At 53.2% G+C, this 19766-nt stretch carries 27 protein-coding genes; 11 read left to right on the plus strand and 16 right to left on the minus strand.

What is annotated here, in order from left to right:
* The first annotated feature begins 125 nt into the window (after positions 1–125).
* Complete coding sequence (locus WFO64_RS03455) at positions 126–338, plus strand: YceK/YidQ family lipoprotein (RefSeq protein WP_337008945.1); 213 nt, start codon at positions 126–128, stop codon at positions 336–338.
* Here WFO64_RS03455 and WFO64_RS03460 read toward each other — a convergent pair.
* From WFO64_RS03460 to WFO64_RS03470, 3 genes are all read right to left on the minus strand, one after another.
* Positions 329–730 (minus strand): MysB family protein, encoded by a 402-nt coding sequence (locus WFO64_RS03460; RefSeq protein WP_337008947.1) that lies wholly within the window; start codon positions 728–730, stop codon positions 329–331. The two genes, WFO64_RS03455 and WFO64_RS03460, sit on opposite strands and share 10 nt — an antisense overlap.
* A 128-nt stretch (positions 731–858) precedes the next feature.
* The gene (locus WFO64_RS03465; RefSeq protein WP_337009496.1) at positions 859–1125 is read right to left on the minus strand and encodes a hypothetical protein; all 267 of its coding nucleotides are present in this window, start codon (positions 1123–1125) and stop codon (positions 859–861) included.
* Between the two features lie 542 nt (positions 1126–1667).
* Complete coding sequence (locus WFO64_RS03470; protein ID WP_337008949.1) at positions 1668–2591, minus strand: Kdo(2)-lipid IV(A) acyltransferase; 924 nt, start codon at positions 2589–2591, stop codon at positions 1668–1670.
* Between the two features lie 253 nt (positions 2592–2844).
* Here WFO64_RS03470 and trhO point away from each other — a divergent pair, with 253 nt between their 5' ends.
* Positions 2845–3894, plus strand: coding sequence for an oxygen-dependent tRNA uridine(34) hydroxylase TrhO (gene trhO, locus WFO64_RS03475; RefSeq protein WP_337008951.1), 1050 nt, complete (start codon positions 2845–2847; stop codon positions 3892–3894).
* A 39-nt stretch (positions 3895–3933) separates the two neighbouring features.
* Here trhO and WFO64_RS03480 read toward each other — a convergent pair whose 3' ends face one another.
* The 10 genes from WFO64_RS03480 to WFO64_RS03525 form a co-directional block, all read right to left on the minus strand.
* On the minus strand, positions 3934–4506 hold the full coding sequence (locus WFO64_RS03480) for a YceI family protein (protein WP_337009497.1): 573 nt from the start codon (positions 4504–4506) through the stop codon (positions 3934–3936).
* Positions 4507–4510: 4 nt separating this feature from the next.
* Positions 4511–5086 carry a cytochrome b gene (locus WFO64_RS03485; protein ID WP_337008953.1) on the minus strand — a complete coding sequence of 192 codons (576 nt, stop codon included), beginning with the start codon at positions 5084–5086 and terminating at the stop codon, positions 4511–4513.
* 295 nt (positions 5087–5381) lie between these two features.
* On the minus strand, positions 5382–6494 hold the full coding sequence (solA, locus tag WFO64_RS03490) for an N-methyl-L-tryptophan oxidase (protein WP_337008955.1): 1113 nt from the start codon (positions 6492–6494) through the stop codon (positions 5382–5384).
* A gap of 94 nt (positions 6495–6588) precedes the next feature.
* Positions 6589–6843, minus strand: coding sequence for a biofilm formation regulator BssS (gene bssS / locus WFO64_RS03495; RefSeq protein WP_003849911.1), 255 nt, complete (start codon positions 6841–6843; stop codon positions 6589–6591).
* 245 nt (positions 6844–7088) lie between these two features.
* Positions 7089–7361 carry a hypothetical protein gene (locus tag WFO64_RS03500; protein ID WP_013357428.1) on the minus strand — a complete coding sequence of 91 codons (273 nt, stop codon included), beginning with the start codon at positions 7359–7361 and terminating at the stop codon, positions 7089–7091.
* Positions 7362–7505: 144 nt separating this feature from the next.
* Positions 7506–7751, minus strand: coding sequence for a DNA damage-inducible protein I (gene dinI / locus WFO64_RS03505; protein ID WP_337008957.1), 246 nt, complete (start codon positions 7749–7751; stop codon positions 7506–7508).
* A 62-nt stretch (positions 7752–7813) separates the two neighbouring features.
* Positions 7814–8857, minus strand: coding sequence for a dihydroorotase (pyrC, locus tag WFO64_RS03510; protein WP_337008959.1), 1044 nt, complete (start codon positions 8855–8857; stop codon positions 7814–7816).
* A gap of 132 nt (positions 8858–8989) precedes the next feature.
* Entirely contained in the window at positions 8990–9553 is a 564-nt protein-coding gene (locus tag WFO64_RS03515) for a lipoprotein (protein WP_337008961.1), read from the minus strand.
* A 114-nt stretch (positions 9554–9667) separates the two neighbouring features.
* The gene (gene grxB, locus WFO64_RS03520; protein WP_337008963.1) at positions 9668–10315 is read right to left on the minus strand and encodes a glutaredoxin 2; all 648 of its coding nucleotides are present in this window, start codon (positions 10313–10315) and stop codon (positions 9668–9670) included.
* A gap of 113 nt (positions 10316–10428) precedes the next feature.
* Positions 10429–10602 (minus strand): hypothetical protein, encoded by a 174-nt coding sequence (locus tag WFO64_RS03525; RefSeq protein WP_337008965.1) that lies wholly within the window; start codon positions 10600–10602, stop codon positions 10429–10431.
* Between the two features lie 17 nt (positions 10603–10619).
* On the opposite strand from WFO64_RS03525, the gene rimJ reads away from it, so the two are divergent.
* From rimJ to murJ, 4 genes are all read left to right on the plus strand, one after another.
* On the plus strand, positions 10620–11213 hold the full coding sequence (gene rimJ, locus WFO64_RS03530; RefSeq protein ID WP_337008967.1) for a ribosomal protein S5-alanine N-acetyltransferase: 594 nt from the start codon (positions 10620–10622) through the stop codon (positions 11211–11213).
* Between the two features lie 13 nt (positions 11214–11226).
* Positions 11227–11865, plus strand: coding sequence for a YceH family protein (locus WFO64_RS03535; RefSeq protein ID WP_337008969.1), 639 nt, complete (start codon positions 11227–11229; stop codon positions 11863–11865).
* Position 11866: 1 nt separating this feature from the next.
* Entirely contained in the window at positions 11867–12787 is a 921-nt protein-coding gene (locus WFO64_RS03540; RefSeq protein ID WP_337008971.1) for a Gfo/Idh/MocA family protein, read from the plus strand.
* A 121-nt stretch (positions 12788–12908) separates the two neighbouring features.
* Complete coding sequence (gene murJ / locus WFO64_RS03545; RefSeq protein WP_337008973.1) at positions 12909–14447, plus strand: murein biosynthesis integral membrane protein MurJ; 1539 nt, start codon at positions 12909–12911, stop codon at positions 14445–14447.
* 66 nt (positions 14448–14513) lie between these two features.
* Here murJ and flgN read toward each other — a convergent pair whose 3' ends face one another.
* The 3 genes from flgN to flgA form a co-directional block, all read right to left on the minus strand.
* Positions 14514–14945 (minus strand): flagellar export chaperone FlgN, encoded by a 432-nt coding sequence (flgN, locus tag WFO64_RS03550; RefSeq protein ID WP_337008975.1) that lies wholly within the window; start codon positions 14943–14945, stop codon positions 14514–14516.
* Positions 14946–14950: 5 nt separating this feature from the next.
* Positions 14951–15253 (minus strand): flagellar biosynthesis anti-sigma factor FlgM, encoded by a 303-nt coding sequence (gene flgM / locus WFO64_RS03555; protein WP_337008977.1) that lies wholly within the window; start codon positions 15251–15253, stop codon positions 14951–14953.
* A gap of 104 nt (positions 15254–15357) precedes the next feature.
* A complete protein-coding gene (gene flgA, locus WFO64_RS03560; RefSeq protein ID WP_337008979.1) occupies positions 15358–16017 on the minus strand; it encodes a flagellar basal body P-ring formation chaperone FlgA in 660 nt (219 codons plus the stop codon).
* A 154-nt stretch (positions 16018–16171) separates the two neighbouring features.
* Between flgA and flgB the strand changes: the two genes are divergently transcribed.
* The 5 genes from flgB to WFO64_RS03585 are packed head-to-tail and all read left to right on the plus strand — an operon-like array spanning position 16172 to position 19756.
* Entirely contained in the window at positions 16172–16585 is a 414-nt protein-coding gene (gene flgB / locus WFO64_RS03565; protein WP_013357439.1) for a flagellar basal body rod protein FlgB, read from the plus strand.
* Between the two features lie 2 nt (positions 16586–16587).
* A complete protein-coding gene (gene flgC / locus WFO64_RS03570; protein ID WP_337008982.1) occupies positions 16588–16992 on the plus strand; it encodes a flagellar basal body rod protein FlgC in 405 nt (134 codons plus the stop codon).
* Between the two features lie 12 nt (positions 16993–17004).
* Complete coding sequence (gene flgD, locus WFO64_RS03575; RefSeq protein ID WP_337008984.1) at positions 17005–17679, plus strand: flagellar hook assembly protein FlgD; 675 nt, start codon at positions 17005–17007, stop codon at positions 17677–17679.
* 26 nt (positions 17680–17705) lie between these two features.
* Positions 17706–18980, plus strand: a complete 1275-nt coding sequence (gene flgE / locus WFO64_RS03580) for a flagellar hook protein FlgE (RefSeq protein WP_337008986.1) — start codon at positions 17706–17708, stop codon at positions 18978–18980.
* 20 nt (positions 18981–19000) lie between these two features.
* Positions 19001–19756: a flagellar basal body rod protein FlgF gene (locus WFO64_RS03585; RefSeq protein WP_337008988.1), complete on the plus strand. Its 756-nt coding sequence runs from the start codon at positions 19001–19003 to the stop codon at positions 19754–19756.
* The last annotated feature ends 10 nt before the right edge of the window (positions 19757–19766 follow it).

Here is a 19766-nt window from a genome sequence, read left to right on the forward strand (position 1 = left end):
ATCGGATTGAAACAGCGATACGCTGATAAATTTATTGCTGGCAGTCACCGCGAGCGGCGTGTGACGATCTCAACGGCTGTTCATGGCGGATATCAGTGGTGAAAGGATTTTTAAAGACCGGTGTTATGGCACTGACAGTGCTCTGTTTAAGCGGATGCGGCAGTATTATCAGTCGCACTATACCCGGGCAGGGGCACGGTAATCAGTATTATCCCGGCGTACAGTGGGATGTACGCGACAGCGGGTGGCGGGTCCTGACGATCCTCGACCTGCCGCTGTCGCTAGTGGTTGATACCCTGCTGTTACCTGTGGATGCCAGTCACGGGCCTTACGAGTAACCGCGATCGGAGTCGCTGTTATCATCTTCCCACTCTTGCGCTGCGGCTTCACCTTCTTCAGTATCCAGCGGCGGCTCAAGCTGGAATTCGCCATCATCCCACTCGTGCAGGGTATTTTCAGCTAACCACTCCTGACGCAGTTCAACTTCGTCAAAATCAGCGTCAAAAATGGCCTGTGCGGCTTCACCGCTACGGTAAGGCAGACATTCGCCTGTTTCACCTTCTTCAGCCAGAAACTCGGCCTGCCACATGATATCGCCATCCTGCATTACATACTTCTGCAGACCAAACTGGCTGATCGACGCATCCCCTTCCTCAAGCTCTGGGTGGTTAGCGAGGAACTCTTCACGTGCAGCATCAATGGCTTCCTCTAAGGTACTGTACATGCTCATCGCTCTTCTCCTTTACAGGTTTGACTACAGGTTGATTTGATTTCAGTGAAGGATAGACGAAATCTGAAGGAGGGAAAGGGCAGGGCGGTGCAACTGGCGGGAAATAAGCCATTTCCCGCCAGTCAACGTCAGATCATCTTTTGCGGGAAGTGGCGAACAGGTTGAACGGACTCATGAATCACGGGGGCGGAATAACGGATACAACATTTTATACAGGGCTTAACTTTCTTAAAATTAATTCTGGCAATGGAAAGTGCCTGGCTCAGATTATATAAAGTGCCGATAAATATGACCTCTTCTTTATCAGGCATACGTTTGCACCCCTTACGATGAAGGAAATGATAATTGGCCTGATCGGTACCGATAGTGACGTAATAGTAGAGACCGTTGTTCATATAATATGTCCCGTTAGCGGTTTGCTGTGTAATATCTTTTTTATAATTTTGGCCTGAGCCGTTAAAAGTCTGACTGTTACGAATGAAATTACCGATAAGCATTCATTACTTCAAATTCCATAACGGTCTATCGGCCTGTTAAAAAAATGTAAAATGGAATATAAGCTAACTTATTACGACAATTGCTTGTAAAATAAGTGAATTTTTCACTATTCATAAGCAGTTATACATCATTAAGACCGGCTAAATAGGATTAGACCTGGTATACACAATAATCAGCGCCATCTGAAATCAAATACGATCTGCTGAAATACTGATTAATAAAATGCTGAACAGGCAGAACTTCGCATGGCGGGCCCTAAATTGATTAGCAGTCTTTAACTGCAAGCTTATATGAATTATATTCTGAACCCGATGGCTCAATAATTACTGGCCCTGCAGGGCCGCTGAAAGGATAACTCTGCAATGAGTGACTGATTTATTTAGCAGGGATTCTGGACAGAAGTGCGCTAAATGCCAGACGGCCATTTAGCGCGCACATATTAATAACGTGAAGGCTCGCCCTTGGGACGCGTTTTAAAGCGGCGGTGGAGCCACATGTACTGTTCAGGTGCCAGCAGCACGCCCTCTTCAACCACCTTATTCATTCTGGCAGCGGTCGCTGCGTCACTTTCCAGCGTAAATTCGGCGCTGATGTCTGGCAGTATCATCAGTTCATAGCCGCGACCACCAGGCAAACGACGCGGCACGAAAGGGATGACAGCCGGTTTACCGGTGCGGATCAGCAGATGGGTACCCACCGTAGTTGCCGCCTTTTCCACAGCAAAGAAAGGCACAAAGACGCTGCTGCGTGGGCCATAATCGTGGTCAGGTGCATACCAGATAATGTCCCCGTGCTTCAGGGCGCGGATCATTCCTTTAAGATCTTTACGATCGATCATGCTCTTATTTGACCGCATCCGGCCTTTAACCTGCAGCCAGTCGATCAGTTTGTTGTCATTAGGGCGATAGACGCCAATACCTGGATTATGGATGCCAAACATGCGCGCACCAATCTCAAGTGTCAGAAAGTGCATGCCAATGAGCAGCACACCGCGCTGGCTATCGCGCGCCTGCTGAATATGTTCCAGTCCTGAAGGCTTATGCCATTTATTGATCCGCCAGTCAGGCCAGAACCACGCCATACCGGTCTCAATCAATCCCATGCCAACTGATTCGAAATTGTGTTTAACCATCGCTTCGCGGTCATTTACCGGCATATCCGGGAAACTTAATTCCAGATTACGTCGGGTGATATTGACGCGCCGTTTCATAAAGCGCATCCCAATACGACCAATATTGCAGCCGAGAACATAGAGCAGGGGATAAGGAAGTAGCACCAAAAGATAAAGAGAAGCGACACCCAGCCAGGTCAGCCAATAGCGCGGGTGAAGCAGTTCTCGTGAAAACTGAGGCAACTGGGTCATGTGAAGGTTAATTTTCCTGCGTCGCGCACCGTGCGGTGCTGATATCTCGTTGATTTACGCCATTGTGCCAGTTTTTATCGTGCGCATAAATATCACTGACAGAACAGGCTGCTGCCTGGCGGATATTAATAGCCAGATAGTGCCGGAAAAAACAGCAATTAACGATCAATCCGGACACGGGCCTTTGCATCCCGATGAAATCAGGTATTATGTGCCCGCTAAATTTCTCCTATTGATAACAGGAAAGAACACCATGCCAGTGTTACATAACCTCGTTTCCAATAAAGAGCTTAAGGCGCGCATGCTGGCTGAAACAGAGCCGCGCACCACGGTCTCTTTTTATAAATATTTCCAGATTGCCGATCCCAAAGCATTCCGCGACGCACTTTACCTTGGCCTGACGGCACTCAAGGTCTTTGGTCGCGTTTACGTGGCGCACGAAGGCATCAACGCGCAGATCAGCGTGCCTGCCAGCCAGTATGAAAAGATGAAAGCGTGGCTGTATGGTTTTGATCCGGCGCTGAACAACCTGCGCATGAACATTGCGCTGGATGATGATGGAAAATCATTCTGGGTATTGCGTCTGAAAGTGCGCGATCGCATTGTTGCTGACGGTATTGATGACAACAGTTTTGATGCCAGTGATGTGGGTCAATACCTCAAAGCGGCCGAAGTTAACGCCATGCTGGACGATCCTAACGCACTGTTCGTGGATATGCGGAACCACTACGAATATGAAGTGGGTCGCTTCGACAATGCGCTGGAAGTGCCTGCTGACACGTTCCGCGACCAACTGCCGATGGCGGTTGATATGCTGCAGGATCAGAAAGACAAAAAGATCGTGATGTACTGTACCGGCGGGATCCGATGTGAAAAGGCCAGCGCCTGGATGCGGCATAACGGCTTTGAGGATGTCTATCATATTGAAGGCGGTATCATCGAGTATGCCCGACGTGCTCGTGAGCAGGGATTACCGGTACGCTTTAAAGGCAAAAACTTTGTCTTTGATGAGCGGATGGGTGAGCGCATCTCTGATGACGTATTGTCGAACTGTCATCAGTGCGGTGAACCCTGCGATACCCACGTCAATTGCATCAATGACGGCTGCCATCTGCTGTTTATTCAGTGCAAAAGCTGTGCGGAGAAGTTTGAGAATTGCTGTAGCCCGATCTGTCAGGAAGAGGCAAAACTCACACCGGAAGAGCAGCGCGCTCGCCGTGCAGGACGTGAAAATGGCAACAAAATCTTTAACAAGTCGCGTGGCCTGTTAAACATGACCCTACCCTCGCCGCTGAAGAAATAAGCGTGGCCGCCTGAAGTCAGCTTCAGGCGGCTTGCCAGTTTACTGGCGAACACCTTCAACCGAGATCATCAGCTGAACTTTCTGCGAAGCTGGCCCCAGTTCTTTGGTAATATTGAAATCTTTCAGGGCAATTTCGGCTTCGGCTTCAAAGCCAGCGCGGTAACCGCCCCATGGATCTTTCCCTTCACCCAGCATTTTTGCCTCCAGCGTTACCGGTTTTGTTACGCCATTCAGCGTAAGATCGCCGGTAATCTGCAGCTCATCCCCCTCTTTCTCCACTGACGTGGATTTAAAGGTTGCCAGCGGGTTTTTGCTGGTATTCAGGAAGTCAGCACTGCGCAGGTGCTTGTCACGCTCTGCGTGGTTGGTATCCACGCTGCTGGTGTTGATTGTGACATCAACTTTATCTGCGGCAGGGTTCTTCTCATCAAAGGTGAAACGGCCATCAAAATCTTTAAAGGTGCCATAGAGCCAGCTGTAACCCAGATGCTGGATACGGAACTGTATAAAGGCGTGCTGGCCCTCTTTATCGATTTTGTAGTCCGCGGCATTGGCGGTCAGTGAGCCGAGCAGCAGGCTGGCACCGGTCATCGCCAGCAGGGTCTTTTTCAACATATTATTTATCCTTTTCAGAGGGTGAGGGGAGAGGTAAACCTGACATCCGTTTTAAGGTGATATCGCGATCGATAAAGTGATGTTTTACCGCAGCCAGACCATGCAGTAATGACAGGACGACAACCGTCCAGGCCAGCCAGAGATGAATGTCGCCCGCCAGGTCAGCCTGTTCGCCAGCACCACTGAACAGCGCGGGCAGAATAAAAACGTTAAATACTGAGATAGGTTTGCCATCGGCGGTGGAGATCAGATAGCCACTGATCAGAATGGCTAGCAGCAGAGTATAAAGCAACAGGTGCGCCACCACCGAACTGATGCGCACCAGCGGGGAATAGCTGCTTAGCGGTGATGGCGGTGGTGAAATACAACGCCACAGCAGGCGAATAATCAGCGTCAGAAACAGGATGACGCCAACACTCTTATGGATTTCTGGCGCGTCGTGATACCAGCTATCGTAGTAGCCCAGGCCAACCATCCATAATCCCAGCGCAAACATGACATAAATCGCCAGTGCCATTGACCAGTGCAGCAGCACGGCAACCAGTCCAAACTGATGAGGTGAATTACGTAATAACATAATGTAGCTTTCATGAAGAAATAATCTGAAATAAGCATCTACATTATGAAATATAAAATCAATCGTCCTTACGCTTCTATAGATTTAATTTTTTGAAGTGAAAAGGTTGAATAAACCGGCGACGAGATGCGCAATATTACTGAATGAGTTATTTCTGACAGGCGAATCGTCAACGGTAAAAAGCGGAAATTAACCCTAAGAGCGAAATACATGCCCACGCTATGTCAGGAATATTCAGATTACGTCAGAATTTGTCAATCAGGTGGCATCAGTCTGATGCCACCCGTTATCAGCGTCAGAAACGCGAGAGGCGGAAAGGTGTCAGATCAAATGAGAACGGTTTTTGCTGAGCAAATTCCGTAGCCAGTTCGCCTAATACGCTGGCAAACTTAAATCCGTGTCCGCTGAGACCGGTAATGATTAAGCGGTCAGGCTCACCTGGCAGGGTATCGATAATAAAATCTTCATCCGGGCTAAAATCGTAGCTGCAGGCTTCGCCATGCAGACAGACACCGACGCCGGGTAAAAACTGACGGAGGAAACCAAAAGTTTCACTGCCATCGGCCGCCACCGTGCCAAAGGGTTTACGATCCTCTGGTTGCTGCATTGGCTGACCGCCATCATGACGACCCACCTTCAGGGCATTGTTATCCGCCGGGAAACCATAAAACTGGCTGCCATCCAACATTTCAATGGTAAAACCGGGAAACTTATTATTCTCGCTGTACCGACCATCTGCCTGATACCAGGCAAATACCTTGCGGGTGGGTGCCACCGGCAGGCCAGGAACTAATTTTCCGACCCACGTGCCGGCACTGATCACCATTTTGCGGCCCCGATAGACACCATCCAGGGTGGTGACCTGCTGCAGTTCGCCGTCACGGCCAATCTCCGATACCGGGCAGTTGAACAACTGCGCACAGCCCGCCTGTTCCGCCAGCTGGATCCAACTGCGTACCGCCTGTTCACATTTCAGATAGCCAGATTGCGGCTCGAATACCCCCAGATACCCTTCTGGCACGTTGATTTGCGGCCAGCGCTTACGCACGTCATCGGGTTGCATCACTTCGATGCTGAGCTGCCAGCGGGTAGCGCTGTCGATAACATTCTGGATAAACGGTGACTGATTTGGCGCGAGGTTAAGTACACCGCTGCGATGCATGATGCGCTCACCGGCACGTTGTTCCAGCTCATCCCACAGCGTTTGCGCTCGCAGAACCAGGGGAACGTAACGTTCACCTTCACCATAAGCGTGACGTATCAGCCGGCTCTCGCCATGATGCGTGCCCTGATTATGGGGAGGATGGGCGCTGTCGATCATTAATACCGATAAACCCGCCTGGGTGGCATAGTAGCCTGCCGCCGCGCCCACTGAGCCGCTGCCAACGACGATAAGATCATAAATCATGGTAACTACGCTCTAAGAGTCAGATAATCAAAAGCATACCAGAAACAGAAACGAAAAAGGCACCCCTGAGGGCGCCTCTTTGATGCGGCAGGAATTAATGCTTGTTAAGGAGTCGTTCTATCTGTTCAGCTGATTCTATCTTGGCGATGCCTGCTTCAAGAATCGAGATAAATTGCCTTGCCACATCCGTTGTCAGCCAGTAAGTCGGGCCAACGTCCGCTTCTTCTTCTTTTTGATCCTGCGACGACAGCGAGTGCAGGCGGATCATCATGGCGTCATAGCTATCAACGGTACTGATATCCCAGCCCACCAGCGGGTGAGTCTGGATAACATCTTTTCTTCTGTCCATTATAACCTCCTTATTACTCGTTAAACGAAGTGCATGATGAGGTTCAATGCGGCTTTTTATTCCAATAGCGAAACAATTATAACAGTAAACCAGGGTATCACTGTTTAAAAAATGCCGTGAGTCAGCTTCTCACAGAATATTCGGGTTTAACAGGCGAAAGTTAAAAAATAAAATGCCTGGCAGCCAGGCATTTTTATCACTATTCAATGGACGGTCAAAAATCGTGTAACACGGTATGCGTGAGCTCAGAGTGCCGGGGTTTCCGGTACGATGCCGCCGCCGCGTTTTTGCAGTGTTTCTGCCAGACGGGCAAAATGCTGCTGAAGCTGCTCATCATGGTTTTGATTTTGAGCTTCAAGCGACAGATTGTGGACCAGTAGCTGACTGGCACGATCGTCAAGACAGAAAATCAGACTGGAAAAGGCATTTTCCAGCACCGTCAATCGACGCTGCTGATCACCAATCAGTGCTAACAACTCACCAAAGGTCATCGCCTCTTCCGGTTTATCAGTAGTCATGTTGTCGCACCTCCTGTTATGCGTGACGATCGCAAGAATAGGGCATTGATCATTAAGAGTCCAGATGCAGGATAGGGGAAGGGCGAGAGGGGAGAAAAGATAAAAAAACCGGGTGGCGACACCCGGAAAAAAGCACAGTGGCGGTTAATCAATAATGAACCAGTCGTCAGCGCTTTCCCACGTCTGCTGCAGGATTTCGCTGATTTGGTCGCGCGTCTCTTTTCCACCGCCCAGCACGCTGAGATTGTTGGCACTGGCATAACGTACCTTGACGTGATTGGTCGAGTCAGGGAACTGTTCATCAATGCGGCGCGACAATTCATCGCTTAACGCTTCTATCGCGCCAGCAGGAAGAGGTCGGGTATTTGATACGGTAATTTCAACGCGCATAACAGCCTCCGTTTAAGATGCTGTATATATTTACAGTATCCATGGGCCGGAGGCAAGTAAATTTATGCGATGCGCCAGTTCAGCGTTTCACCCGCCAGGAACGGCACCAGTGAGTGGCTGCCGAGCGCAACTGATTCTGGCACCTGCCAGGGTTCACGTACCAGAGTAATCGTTCCTTCATTCAGCGGCAGGCCATAAAAACGCGGGCCATTCTCAGAACAGAACGCTTCAAAATGCTCCAGTGCATTCAGTTCTTCAAAAACGGTGGCGTAAGCGGGCAACGACGTTGGCGCATTAAATACCCCCGCGCAACCGCAACTGGCCTCTTTAAGATGGCGCAGATGCGGCGCTGTGTCGGTACCGAGGAAGAAGCGCGGATGACCGCTCGCCACCACGTTACGCAACGCCTCCTGATGCACGTTGCGTTTAAGAATCGGCAGGCAATAGAGGTGCGGACGAATACCGCCCACCAGCATGTGGTTGCGGTTAAACATCAAATGCTGCGGGGTAATCGTTGCGCCCAGCGTCTCATCAGCAGCGGCAACATACTCAGCGGCATCCTGAGTCGTAATGTGCTCCATCACCACTTTCAGTGCCGGGAACTGGCTGCGAAGCGGCACCATGACCGTTTCGATAAACCGGGCTTCACGGTCAAAGATGTCGATTTGCGCATCAGTAACTTCACCGTGAATCAGCAGCGGCATACCAAGATTCTGCATCCGCTCCAGCACGCGGGCAATAGAGGCGATATTGGTCACGCCATGGCTGGAATTAGTTGTGGCGTGTGCCGGATAGAGCTTAGCCGCGGTGAACAGACCGGAGGTGAAACCGCGCGCAAGCTCATCAGGATCAAGCGAGTCGGTCAGATAGCAGGTCATTAGCGGCGTAAAGGCGTGATCGACGGGCAGCGCCGCAAGGATGCGATCGCGGTACGCTTCACCTGCCGCGACACTGGTTACCGGCGGTACCAGATTTGGCATCACGATGGCACGACCATTCACCGCACTGGTATAGGGCAGGACCGTTTTGAGCATTTCATCGTCGCGCAGATGAATATGCCAGTCGTCAGGGCGACGCAAAGTAAGTTGCTGAGGTTGTGCTGTCATCGGTGAAGCTCCGGCAGAAGGGAAACAAAATGCGTGTTTTGGCCGGGGTCTAAGCATAAGGATTCAGGCAACCGTTTGCACCTGGTTTTTATGCCGGCATTGAAAATCCGCGCCGGAGAGCGCGGATTGGGGTTACTGCGTGAAGGGGATCACCAGCTCACCCGGTTTCACTTCCAGCCCTTTAGCCAGTTTCTTCGCCAGCGACTCACCTTTGCTACGGTCAGCGCTGAGCACGTAAGCTGGCTTTTGATCAAAATAGCTTTTCAGCGATTGATTGAGGTAAGGCGTCAGCGTCTTCATGACTGAGGCCATTTTTTCTGGGGCAACCTGTGCATCCACAATCTCCAGATCGCGCAGATAGATCGCGCCCTGCTGCTGGTCATAGACCGGCTGAGCACGCATCTTCAATTGCATATCGGCCTGCTGCGGGCCAAACAACGAAGTCACGTTGATTTTCGCATTACCGGAAAGCGTCACTTTACCCGGCTCTTCACGGCCGATCTGGCTGGTCAGGCTATTCAGCACAATGTGCGCATTCACCAACCCGGAAACGCCAATATCTTTCTCATAATTGTTATGCTTCTGCAGTGCCTGGTTCACTTCCTGTTCGCTGATAGTGTATTGCGTCAGTTGATTACAGCCGCTTACCAGCAGCGCAATCAACAGGGCAGACAGCCCGAAAAAAGCCTTTTTCATCGATCTTTATCCTGAATATCAGAGCCAAAAACAGGGTATAGCCTGCCTGAATGCGCAGCGGGTGTCATCAGGAAAGGGATGAGAAACGCCGCAGCGTTTCTCATCGGGGCAGGGTTAGTGGGCAATTGATGACAGCAGATTAATCTGGGTCTGTTTGGCCATGTTATCGCGGTAGTCAGCGACCCGCCCCGGCCAGTCGATACCGGCCACCAGCGTCAGAGAGCGCAGCAATGGGAAGAGGTTAAAATCATCTTCCGACAGTTTGCCGTTCACCGCATTGGGCTGTTCGATTAATTTGTTCAGCTTACGCAGATCGCTGCTCACATTTTTAATCAGTCCGGCTGAGTGACTTTTCAGCATCTCGAAATCACCGATGCTCGGCTGCTTTTTGGTACGGAAATAGTCACGCGCCTCTGGCGTAGCGAATTCGGCAAATGCCGCCTCTGCAATGCGCGGCAACAGCAGTTTATTGACATAGCTGTTCATGTGACGCAGCCAATCGCCAATCGCCGGATTCCGCGCGCCGGTGATCAGCGGCTCACCATCCTGATGATCGATAAAGTGCACAATCTCCATGCTCTCAGGCATTGCGCTGCCATCCTGCTTCTGCAAAATAGGTGACATTTTTTGTCCGACCAGGCGTTTCGGCATCGCTTCATCGTCGTTGAGCATCACCACCAGCTCAACCGGTTTATTTTTCAGGCCAAAAATCATTCGTGCTTTAACACAAAAAGGGCAGTGGTCATAGATATAGAGCTTCATCCTGATCTCCCGGGCTTTACAGATTGAGTGTTTAACAGAGTGAATCAATTCATCCTGTTTTCAGGCTTGCAAAAAGTATGGAAGAGATTACCCCACAGGGCAAACCTGGCTTGTCAGTCAGGCGTGCTGCAAAGTCCACTGCTGAAGTCGCCTGCCGCTAGTGTTGTTTGCTGTGATAACAGAGCAAAATCAACCTCTTTATCGCTAATCAGTTGTAACGTTTTACCGCAGGCCAGGCGGCGGTTATAGTGAAAGCCGGGTAATGACGGCTCATCTCTATCAGCCATTGATTTCAGGAGTCAGGATGTTTGGCTATCGCTCTGCCGCGCCCAGGGTGCGATTAACCACCGATCGGCTGGTGGTCCGTCTGGTTCACGAACGTGATGCCTGGCGAATGGCAGATTACTACGCGGAAAACCGCCTGTTTTTAAAACCGTGGGAGCCGGTGCGCGATGACAGCCACTGCTACCCCTCCGGCTGGCAGGCGCGGCTCGGCCTTATTTCCGACCTGCACAAGCAGGGTTCGGCCTTCTATTTTATTTTAATGGACAGCGATGAAACCGAAGTGCGGGGTGTGGCGAACTTCAGCAATGTGCTGCGCGGATCCTTTCACGCCTGTTATCTCGGCTATTCACTGGGTGAAAAGTGGCAGGGACAGGGGCTGATGTTCGAAGCGTTGCAGGCAGCTATCCGCTATATGCAACGTCAGCAGCATATTCATCGCATCATGGCGAATTACATGCCACATAACCAGCGAAGCGGCGATCTGCTGGCACGTCTCGGTTTTGAGAAAGAGGGTTACGCTAAAGATTATCTGCTGATCGACGGACGCTGGCAGGATCATGTGCTGACAGCCTTAACCGTGCGGGAATGGACGGCTGACCGGCGGGGATATTAATGAGGACGCGAGCATGAAAATGGTTTTATCGGCGCAGGCGTTGCGCGTACTGGGCTGCCTGCTGGAGAAGCAGGTCACCACCCCGGAACAGTATCCACTGTCACTGAATGGCGTAGTGGTTGCCTGCAACCAGAAATCGAACCGTGAGCCGGTGATGGAGCTAAGTGAAAGCGCTGTACAAGATGAGCTCGACCAGCTGGAAAAGCAGCACCTGGTCACCGCCAGCAGCGCTGCCGGGCAGCGGGTGGTGAAATATGAGCAACGTTTCTGTAACTCCGCGTTTGGCACGCTGAAGCTCAACCGCGCCGAAGTCGCTGTGCTGACTCTGCTGCTGTTACGCGGGCCACAGACGCCAGGCGAACTGCGTACCCGCAGCGGTCGTCTTCACGAGTTCAGTGATGTGAGTGAAGTCGAGCAGACGCTGAAAGGATTGATACAGCGTGACGACAGTGCCCGGGTGATCAGCCTGGCGCGTGAGCCTGGCAAGCGCGAAAGTCGCTTTATGCATCTGCTGGGCGACAAAAATGACCCGCCGCAGGCCGCCGAGGCTCTGGAAGAGCAGCGCTGTCTGGCGGATCGCGTTGCGACCCTGGAACAGCAGGTCGCAGAGCTTCAGGCCCGACTCACCCAACGGCTGCAACCGGAGAGTTGAAATGGTATTACGTATTGGCGTGGTGGGATTAGGCGGTATTGCGCAGAAAGCCTGGCTGCCGGTGCTGTCGGCGGCAACTGACTGGGCGCTGGTAGGCGCATTTTCCCCGAACCAGACCAAAGCCCGGCCAGTCTGTGACAGTTATCGCATGCAATGCTTTGGTTCACTGAATGAATTAGCCGCTGCCTGCGACGCGGTATTTGTCCACAGCAGCACTTCCACGCACTATGAAGTGGTCAGGGCGCTGCTGCTGGCAGGAAAGGATGTCTGTGTCGATAAGCCGCTGGCCGAAACCCTGGAGCAGGCTGAAGCACTGGTGGCGCTGGCGGAAAAACGCCAGCGTAAACTGATGGTGGCGTTTAACCGGCGGTTTGCCCCGCGCTATCAGCAGCTGCGGGCAGAGATGGCTGACGCCGCCTCCCTGCGCATAGAAAAGCACCGCAGCGACAGCGTCGGACCTCAGGATCTTCGCTTTACGTTGCTCGATGACTACCTTCATGTGGTGGACACCGCACTCTGGCTGGGCGGGAAGCCCTTTCGCCAGTTTCAGGGACGCATCGACACCAACGAACAGGGGCAGATGCTCTATGCCGAACACCATTTCGCTGTTGATGGCTTGTCAGTTACCACCAGTATGCACCGGCGCGCAGGCAGCCAGCGCGAGCGGGTCAGCGTGGTGTGTGACGGTAAATGCATCGACATCAGTGAGATGCGTGACTGGCAGGAAGAACACAGTGACAGCCTGCTGATTACGCCACCACCCGCCTGGCAGAGCCATCTGACCCAGCGCGGTTTTAGCGGTGCGGCGCACCATTTTATCGACTGCGTACAAAATCAGACGAAGCCTGAAACCAGTGGTGAGCAGGCGCTGATGGCGCAGCGTGTGGTGGAAAAACTGTGGCGTGATGCCACCCGGGAATAACGCCTTGTAACACTCCGGGCTGGTGATTTCCCTCCAGGGCAGTAGACTGTCGCCGGGCATTCTCAGGTGCCCGCGCTAATTCTCCTTTTTTGCCGATTCTTTTCAGGATGCGCCGTCAATTATGAATTTGTTGAAATCGCTGGCAGCGGTCAGTTCTATGACCCTGTTTTCCCGCGTACTGGGCTTTGCCCGTGATGCCATTGTCGCGCGGATATTTGGCGCCGGAATGGCGACCGATGCATTTTATGTAGCGCTGAAGTTGCCCAATCTTTTACGCCGTATTTTTGCTGAAGGTGCTTTTTCCCAGGCTTTTGTGCCGATTCTGGCAGAGTACAAAAATAAACAGGGAGAAGAGGCTACCCGCCTATTTCTGGCCTATGTATCAGGTTTACTGACGCTAATTCTGGCGCTGGTTACCGTGGCGGGTGTCATTGCTGCACCCTGGGTCATCATGGTTACGGCTCCCGGCTTCAGTGATAACGCGGATAAGTTTGCCCTCACCAGCTCGCTGCTACGCGTCACTTTTCCCTATATTCTGCTGATATCGCTGGCGTCGCTGGCGGGGGCGGTGCTCAACACATGGAACCGCTTCTCGGTTCCCGCTTTTGCACCCACGCTGCTGAATGTCAGTATGATTGGCTTTGCGCTGTTTGCTGCTCCCTATTTTCATCCACCCGTCATGGCGCTAGCCTGGGCTGTTGTGTTTGGCGGCGTGTTACAATTGATGTATCAACTGCCCCACCTGAAAAAACTCGGCATGCTGGTGCTGCCCAGATTAAATCTGCGTGACGCGGGCGTCTGGCGCGTTATGCGTCAGATGGCACCCGCCATTCTTGGGGTGTCAGTCAGTCAAATCTCGCTGATTATTAACACTATTTTCGCTTCGTTTCTGGTCTCTGGTTCCGTCTCCTGGATGTACTATGCCGACCGCCTTATGGAGCTGCCATCTGGCGTATTAGGCGTGGCCCTGGGTACCATCCTGCTGCCGTCGCTGGCCAAAAGTTTTGCCAGCGGCAACCATGTCGAATATTCAAGGCTGATGGACTGGGGGTTGCGTCTCTGTTTTTTGCTGGCGCTGCCGAGCGCGGTTGCACTGTGCATCTTATCCGGCCCATTGACGGTAGCGCTATTTCAGTACGGTAAATTCACCGCGTTTGATGCATTGATGACGCAGCGTGCGCTGATTGCCTATTCTGTCGGACTGATGGGGTTGATTGTGGTCAAGGTACTGGCTCCGGGCTTCTATTCAAGGCAGGACATAAGAACCCCGGTGAAGATCGCTATCTTCACGCTGATCATGACGCAATTGATGAACCTCGCGTTTATTGGTCCTCTGAAGCATGCCGGTTTGTCGCTGTCGATTGGGCTGGCGGCTTGTCTGAATGCAGCGCTGCTCTACTGGCAGTTGCGTAAGAAGCAGATCTTTATGCCGCAGCCGGGCTGGTGCAGCTTTCTGATCCGCCTGGTGATCGCCGTGGTGGTAATGGCAGGGGCGCTGTTTGCCATGCTGCAGTGGATGCCAGCCTGGGAGCAGGGGTCGATGCTGTGGCGGTTGCTGCGTCTGGCCGCGGTCTGTGGCGTGGGTGTGGGCGCCTACTTCCTGGCGCTGGGGCTGCTGGGCTTCCGGCTGCGCGACTATGCCCGGCGCACCGCTATGTGAGGTTGAGAGCCTCACAATAAAACAAGCCAACAAAAAATCCCGCACCTGGCGGGATTTTTTTCAGGCTCAGGCTTTGCGACTCAGCGTCGCCTGACCTTTCCCCATCCCATCCGGGCCATAAAAAGCCTGCGTCTGATGCGGCTTCAGCATTTCAAGTGCATCCGCAGTGTAGCGGATCTGGTGTTGCAGCAGCAGGCCATTATGGACATTGGCATCCTGCAGACGACGGGTATGCTGCTGGATACTATCCCAGCGGCGCGCCATGTCGTTCTGACCACGATAAGGTGCCGATGTCGCCTGACTCTGTTCAGCGGTGCGGCGCATTTCATCCAGATAGTTCAGCGTACTGAGCAGGGCACTTTTATCTTCGGTGATACGCTGCAACAGGTTGCTGTTAATGCTGCCAGCTGCCAGCTGCTGCTGCTCTTCTTCTAATACGGCTGACAGCGATGCCAGCACGTCCTGCATCTTATCTAATGTGGTCTGCAAATTACTCATGGGAACTAATTACCCTCTATATACGCCTTGGTGTCGGCAATCAGCGCATCGGCGATTTTGCCGGTATCCATCTTCAGTTCGCCATTACGAATGGCGGTTTTCAATTGTTCAACACGCTCGACATTAATGTCTTTGCTGCTCGGTTGCATCAGCTGCGACTGCGCGCTGCTCAGGCTGACCTGGGCTGCAGCCGGTGTGGTTGCCACCGGGCTGGTCGTCTGGCGCACTTTACTGCTACCGGACTCACTGCTGTCGCGACTTTGCACGGTGCTAGCGGGTTTCAGAGGTTGTGTTCTGTCAATGCTCATATTCGGGCTCCTGTACGGTCAGGGGAAGTCTGCCACCTGAATCATAATAGCGTTATCGCTTTGTTGACTCTTCTATCGGCAGTACCTATGGCTTCTTTAACACTTTACAGCGTTATAAGAATATTCCCATCCTCGCGCACCTTACCGCTGACGACCTGACCATTTCCCATCCTGACCCGAACCGACTGCGAACGGGCGGCGTTGTTCAGCGCCTTGCCCTCTCCGCTGGCGTCAAATCCATCGCCGCTGGCAATCACCATCACACTCTGACCTGCCTTGACCCGCCATGGCTGACGCAGCGTTGACGGATTAATTGGTTGTCCTGGCTGGATATCGCGCAGCACCACGGCGTCTGCGATCGAGTCAGCATTCAGCAGGGCGCGGGCGGGCAGAGTATCAAGGCGGCCGGTCTGTAGCGTGAAATCACTCTCACTGACGCTACTGCCCTGGCTCAGCAGCCGGTTTGCCACCAGATAAGAGCCGGTGACCTGAACCTGTACCTGGAGATAACGGCGGTTCTCACCGCAGTTTGCTGCCACGCTCATATTGCCCCACAACCGGCTGTTGCCGGGCAGCGTGAACTGTGGCGTCTCACAGGTTGGCCACTGTTCCTGTGGCGTGCGGACCACCACGACCATGCCATCAGCATGCTGTGCGTCACGCGCTTTAAAAAATTGATTCAGTTGTGCATTGAGATCCCCGGCAGAAACCGGCAGGGCGATCGCGACCAGCAGGCTGGTCAGCAGGGTCAGATATCGACGCATTTTGCATTTCCTCACTGATGATGGCGACGAGTGTACCCGTTACAAAAAATACTCAAGAGCCAAAATAGCGGTCATTTGAGGCGTTATTCAGACGATGACCCCTTGCTTTTTCAAATTAAGCTGCGAACTCAAAATTCTCATACGCGGAGGAAACATGCTCGACAAACTGGATGCGGCGCTGAAATTTGGTACGGAGGCCCTCAACCTGCGTGCTCAACGTCAGGAGATCCTGGCGTCAAATATCGCCAACGCCGATACCCCAGGTTATCAGGCCCGGGATATCGACTTTGCCAGCGAGCTGAGTCGGGTGATGTCCAATGGCCGTGCGGAAGGCAGCAGCATGGCGCTAAAAGTTACGTCAGCTCGCCACATTGAAGCACAAACAAACGGTGCACCATCAATGGACATGCTTTATCGCATTCCCGATCAGCCGGCTGCCGACGGCAATACCGTAGATATGGACCGTGAGCGTACGCAGTTCGCGGATAACAGCCTGAAATATCAAACCGATCTCACCCTCATCAGTAGCCAGATCAAAGGCATGATGAGCGTGTTACAAGGGCAATAATTATGGCCTTGCTGAATATTTTTGACATTGCCGGCTCAGCGATGACCGCGCAGTCACAGCGATTGAACGTCAGTGCCAGTAACCTGGCGAACGCCGACAGCGTCACCGGCCCCGATGGCAAACCTTACGTGGCAAAGCAGGTGGTCTTCCAGACCGATGCGGCGCCAGGCTCAGCAACCGGCGGCGTGAAAGTGGCAAAAGTGGTGGATGATCCTACGCCAGCGAAGCTGGTCTATGACCCAGGCAATCCGATGGCTGATGCCAAAGGCTACGTGAAGATGCCGAACGTGGATGTGGTGTCCGAAAGCGTCAACACCATGTCGGCATCACGCAGTTACCAGGCCAACGTCGAAGTGCTCAACACCGTGAAGTCGATGATGATGAAAACCCTGACCATGGGACAATAACGGAGAAAAATTATGGCTATTGCGGTAGGCGTTAATGAAAAGCTGGACCCCACGGTCCTCAGCTCATCCAGCACCAGCGGCACCGGTAACACTGCGCAGGATCTGCAAAATCAGTTCCTGACCATGCTGGTAACGCAGTTACAGAACCAGGATCCAACCAATCCAATGGATAACAGCCAGCTCACCACGCAGCTGGCACAGATCAATACCCTGAGCGGGATTGAAAAACTGAATACCACGCTGGGTTCCATCTCCGGCCAGATTAGCACCAGCCAGTCGCTGCAAAGCTCGACGCTGATCGGGCATGGCGTAATGGTCAATGGCGGACAGATTCTGGTGGGCAGTGGCACCACAACGCCGTTTGGCGTTGAACTGGCCTCCGCCTCAACCGCGTCATCCGCCACAATCAAAGATGCCAATGGCACGGTGATTGACACTGTCGATCTGGGCGCGCTGAGCGCTGGCGTGCACACCTTCTCGTGGGACGGCAAGCTAAGCGATGGCTCAACCGCCCCGGATGGAAAATACAGCGTTGCAATTTCTGCAAGCAATGGCAGCACACAACTGGTGGCACAACCGCTTAACTACGCCTACGTCAATGGGGTGAGTACCGCGAACGACACCACAAAACTGGATCTCGGCACCATGGGCTCCGCCACCCTTGACGACGTACGTCAGATTCTCTGATTAACCTGTAGACAGGAGACACACACATGTCATTTTCCCAAGCGGTCAGCGGCCTTGGCGCTGCTTCAAGCAACCTTGATGTCATCGGTAACAACATCGCCAACTCCGCCACTGCGGGCTTTAAATCCAGTACTATCGCATTCGCTGATATGTTTGCCGGTTCTAACGTTGGCCTCGGCACAAAAGTGGCGGCGGTGATCCAGAACTTTAACGACGGATCCACCACCACCACCAGCCGTGGCCTGGACGTTGCGCTGAGCGGTAACGGTTTCTTCCGTATGACCGATAGCAGCGGCGGTGTTTTCTATTCACGTAACGGTCAGTTCACGCTTGATGCCAACCGTAATCTGATCAACACCCAGGGGCTGAATGTGACTGGTTATCCGGCTAGCGGTTCACCGGCCACCATTCAGGCGGGTGCTAACCCGGTCGCGATCACTATCCCTACGGAACAGATGTCAGCCCGTGCCACCACCACTACGGGCCTGGTCGCCAACCTGAACTCTACGGATGCAACGCCATCCGTGACGACTTTCTCGACGGCTAATGCAGACAGCTACAACAAGAAAACCACGGCAACCGTGTACGACTCGCAGGGTAATGACCACGCGCTCGACATGTATTTCGTGAAGGACACCGCCAGCAACAGCTGGACCGTGCATACCATTGATGGTAGCACCGGCAGCTCAGCGGGCGACTTCAAAATGGCGTTTGACACCAGCGGTAAGCTGACCAGCGTCTCCAAGCTGGATGCCAGCGGCGCCGTCGTCAGCACCACCACAGATGGCACTGTTGGCCTGACGCTGAACGTGCCGCCAACAGGACAGACTGCCGCCGCTAACGGCGCGGTAGCGAATCAGCCGATCAGCCTGAGCATGCTGGGCAGCCTGCAGCAGAACACCGGCGCCACCACCTTTGGCAGCCCGACTCAGGATGGTTATGCGCCTGGTGATCTGACCAGCTATGCGATCAATGATGACGGCACCATCACCGGCACTTACTCAAACCAGAAGACCCAACTGCTGGGTCAGATTGTGCTGGCAAGCTTCTCTAACCCGGAAGGTCTGCAGTCGCAGGGCGATAACGTCTGGTCTGCTTCAAGTGCATCAGGTCAGGCAGCGATTGGTCTGGCGAATACCGGGACCTTTGGTTCCCTGACAGCGGGTGCACTGGAATCATCCAACGTGGATATGAGTAAAGAGCTGGTGAACATGATCGTGGCGCAGCGTAACTATCAGGCGAATGCGCAGACCATTAAAACCCAGGACCAGATTCTTAACACGCTGGTTAACTTACGTTAATTCGCTAACAGGATTGCCATATGGATCACGCGATATATACCGCGATGGGCGCGGCCAGCCAGACGCTGGATCAGCAGGCGGTTACCGCCAGCAACCTCGCCAACGCCTCTACACCTGGTTTTCGTGCGCAGCTGAATGCGCTGCGCGCCGTGCCGGTGAGTGGCTGGTCACTGCCAACCCGCACGCTGGTCGCCGCCTCTACACCGGGCGCCGACATGAGTCAGGGCGCGATGGATTACACCGAGCGTCCGCTTGATGTGGCGGTACAGCAGGATGGCTGGCTGGCGGTGCGTACCGCTGACGGCAGCGAAGCCTATACCCGCAACGGCAATATGCAAATCAGTCCGACCGGTACGCTGACGGTTCAGGGCAATCCTGTTATGGGCGATGGCGGTCCGATTGTGATTCCACAGGGTACCGAAATCACTATTGCAGCTGACGGCTCCATCACCGGCCTGAATGCCGGTGACTCACCGAATGCCACGGTTCAGCTTGGCAAGCTGAAACTGGTCAGGGCAACCGGGCAGGAGCTGCAACGCAGTGATGACGGGATGTTCCGTCCCACCGCTGCGACGCAGGCAACGCGCGGTGCCGCGCTGCAGGCTGACGCTACCATGCAGGTGATGCCTGGCGTGCTGGAGGGCAGCAACGTCAAACCGGTGGAAACCATGGTCGATATGATCGCTAACGCCCGACGTTTTGAGATGCAGATGAAAGTCATCACTAACGTCGACGAAAATGAACAAAAAGCCAATCAGCTCCTGAGCATGAGCTAAGGCACGAGGA

This window comes from Pantoea sp. AS142, from assembly GCF_037152305.1.
Taxonomy (GTDB): Bacteria; Pseudomonadota; Gammaproteobacteria; order Enterobacterales; family Enterobacteriaceae; genus Pantoea.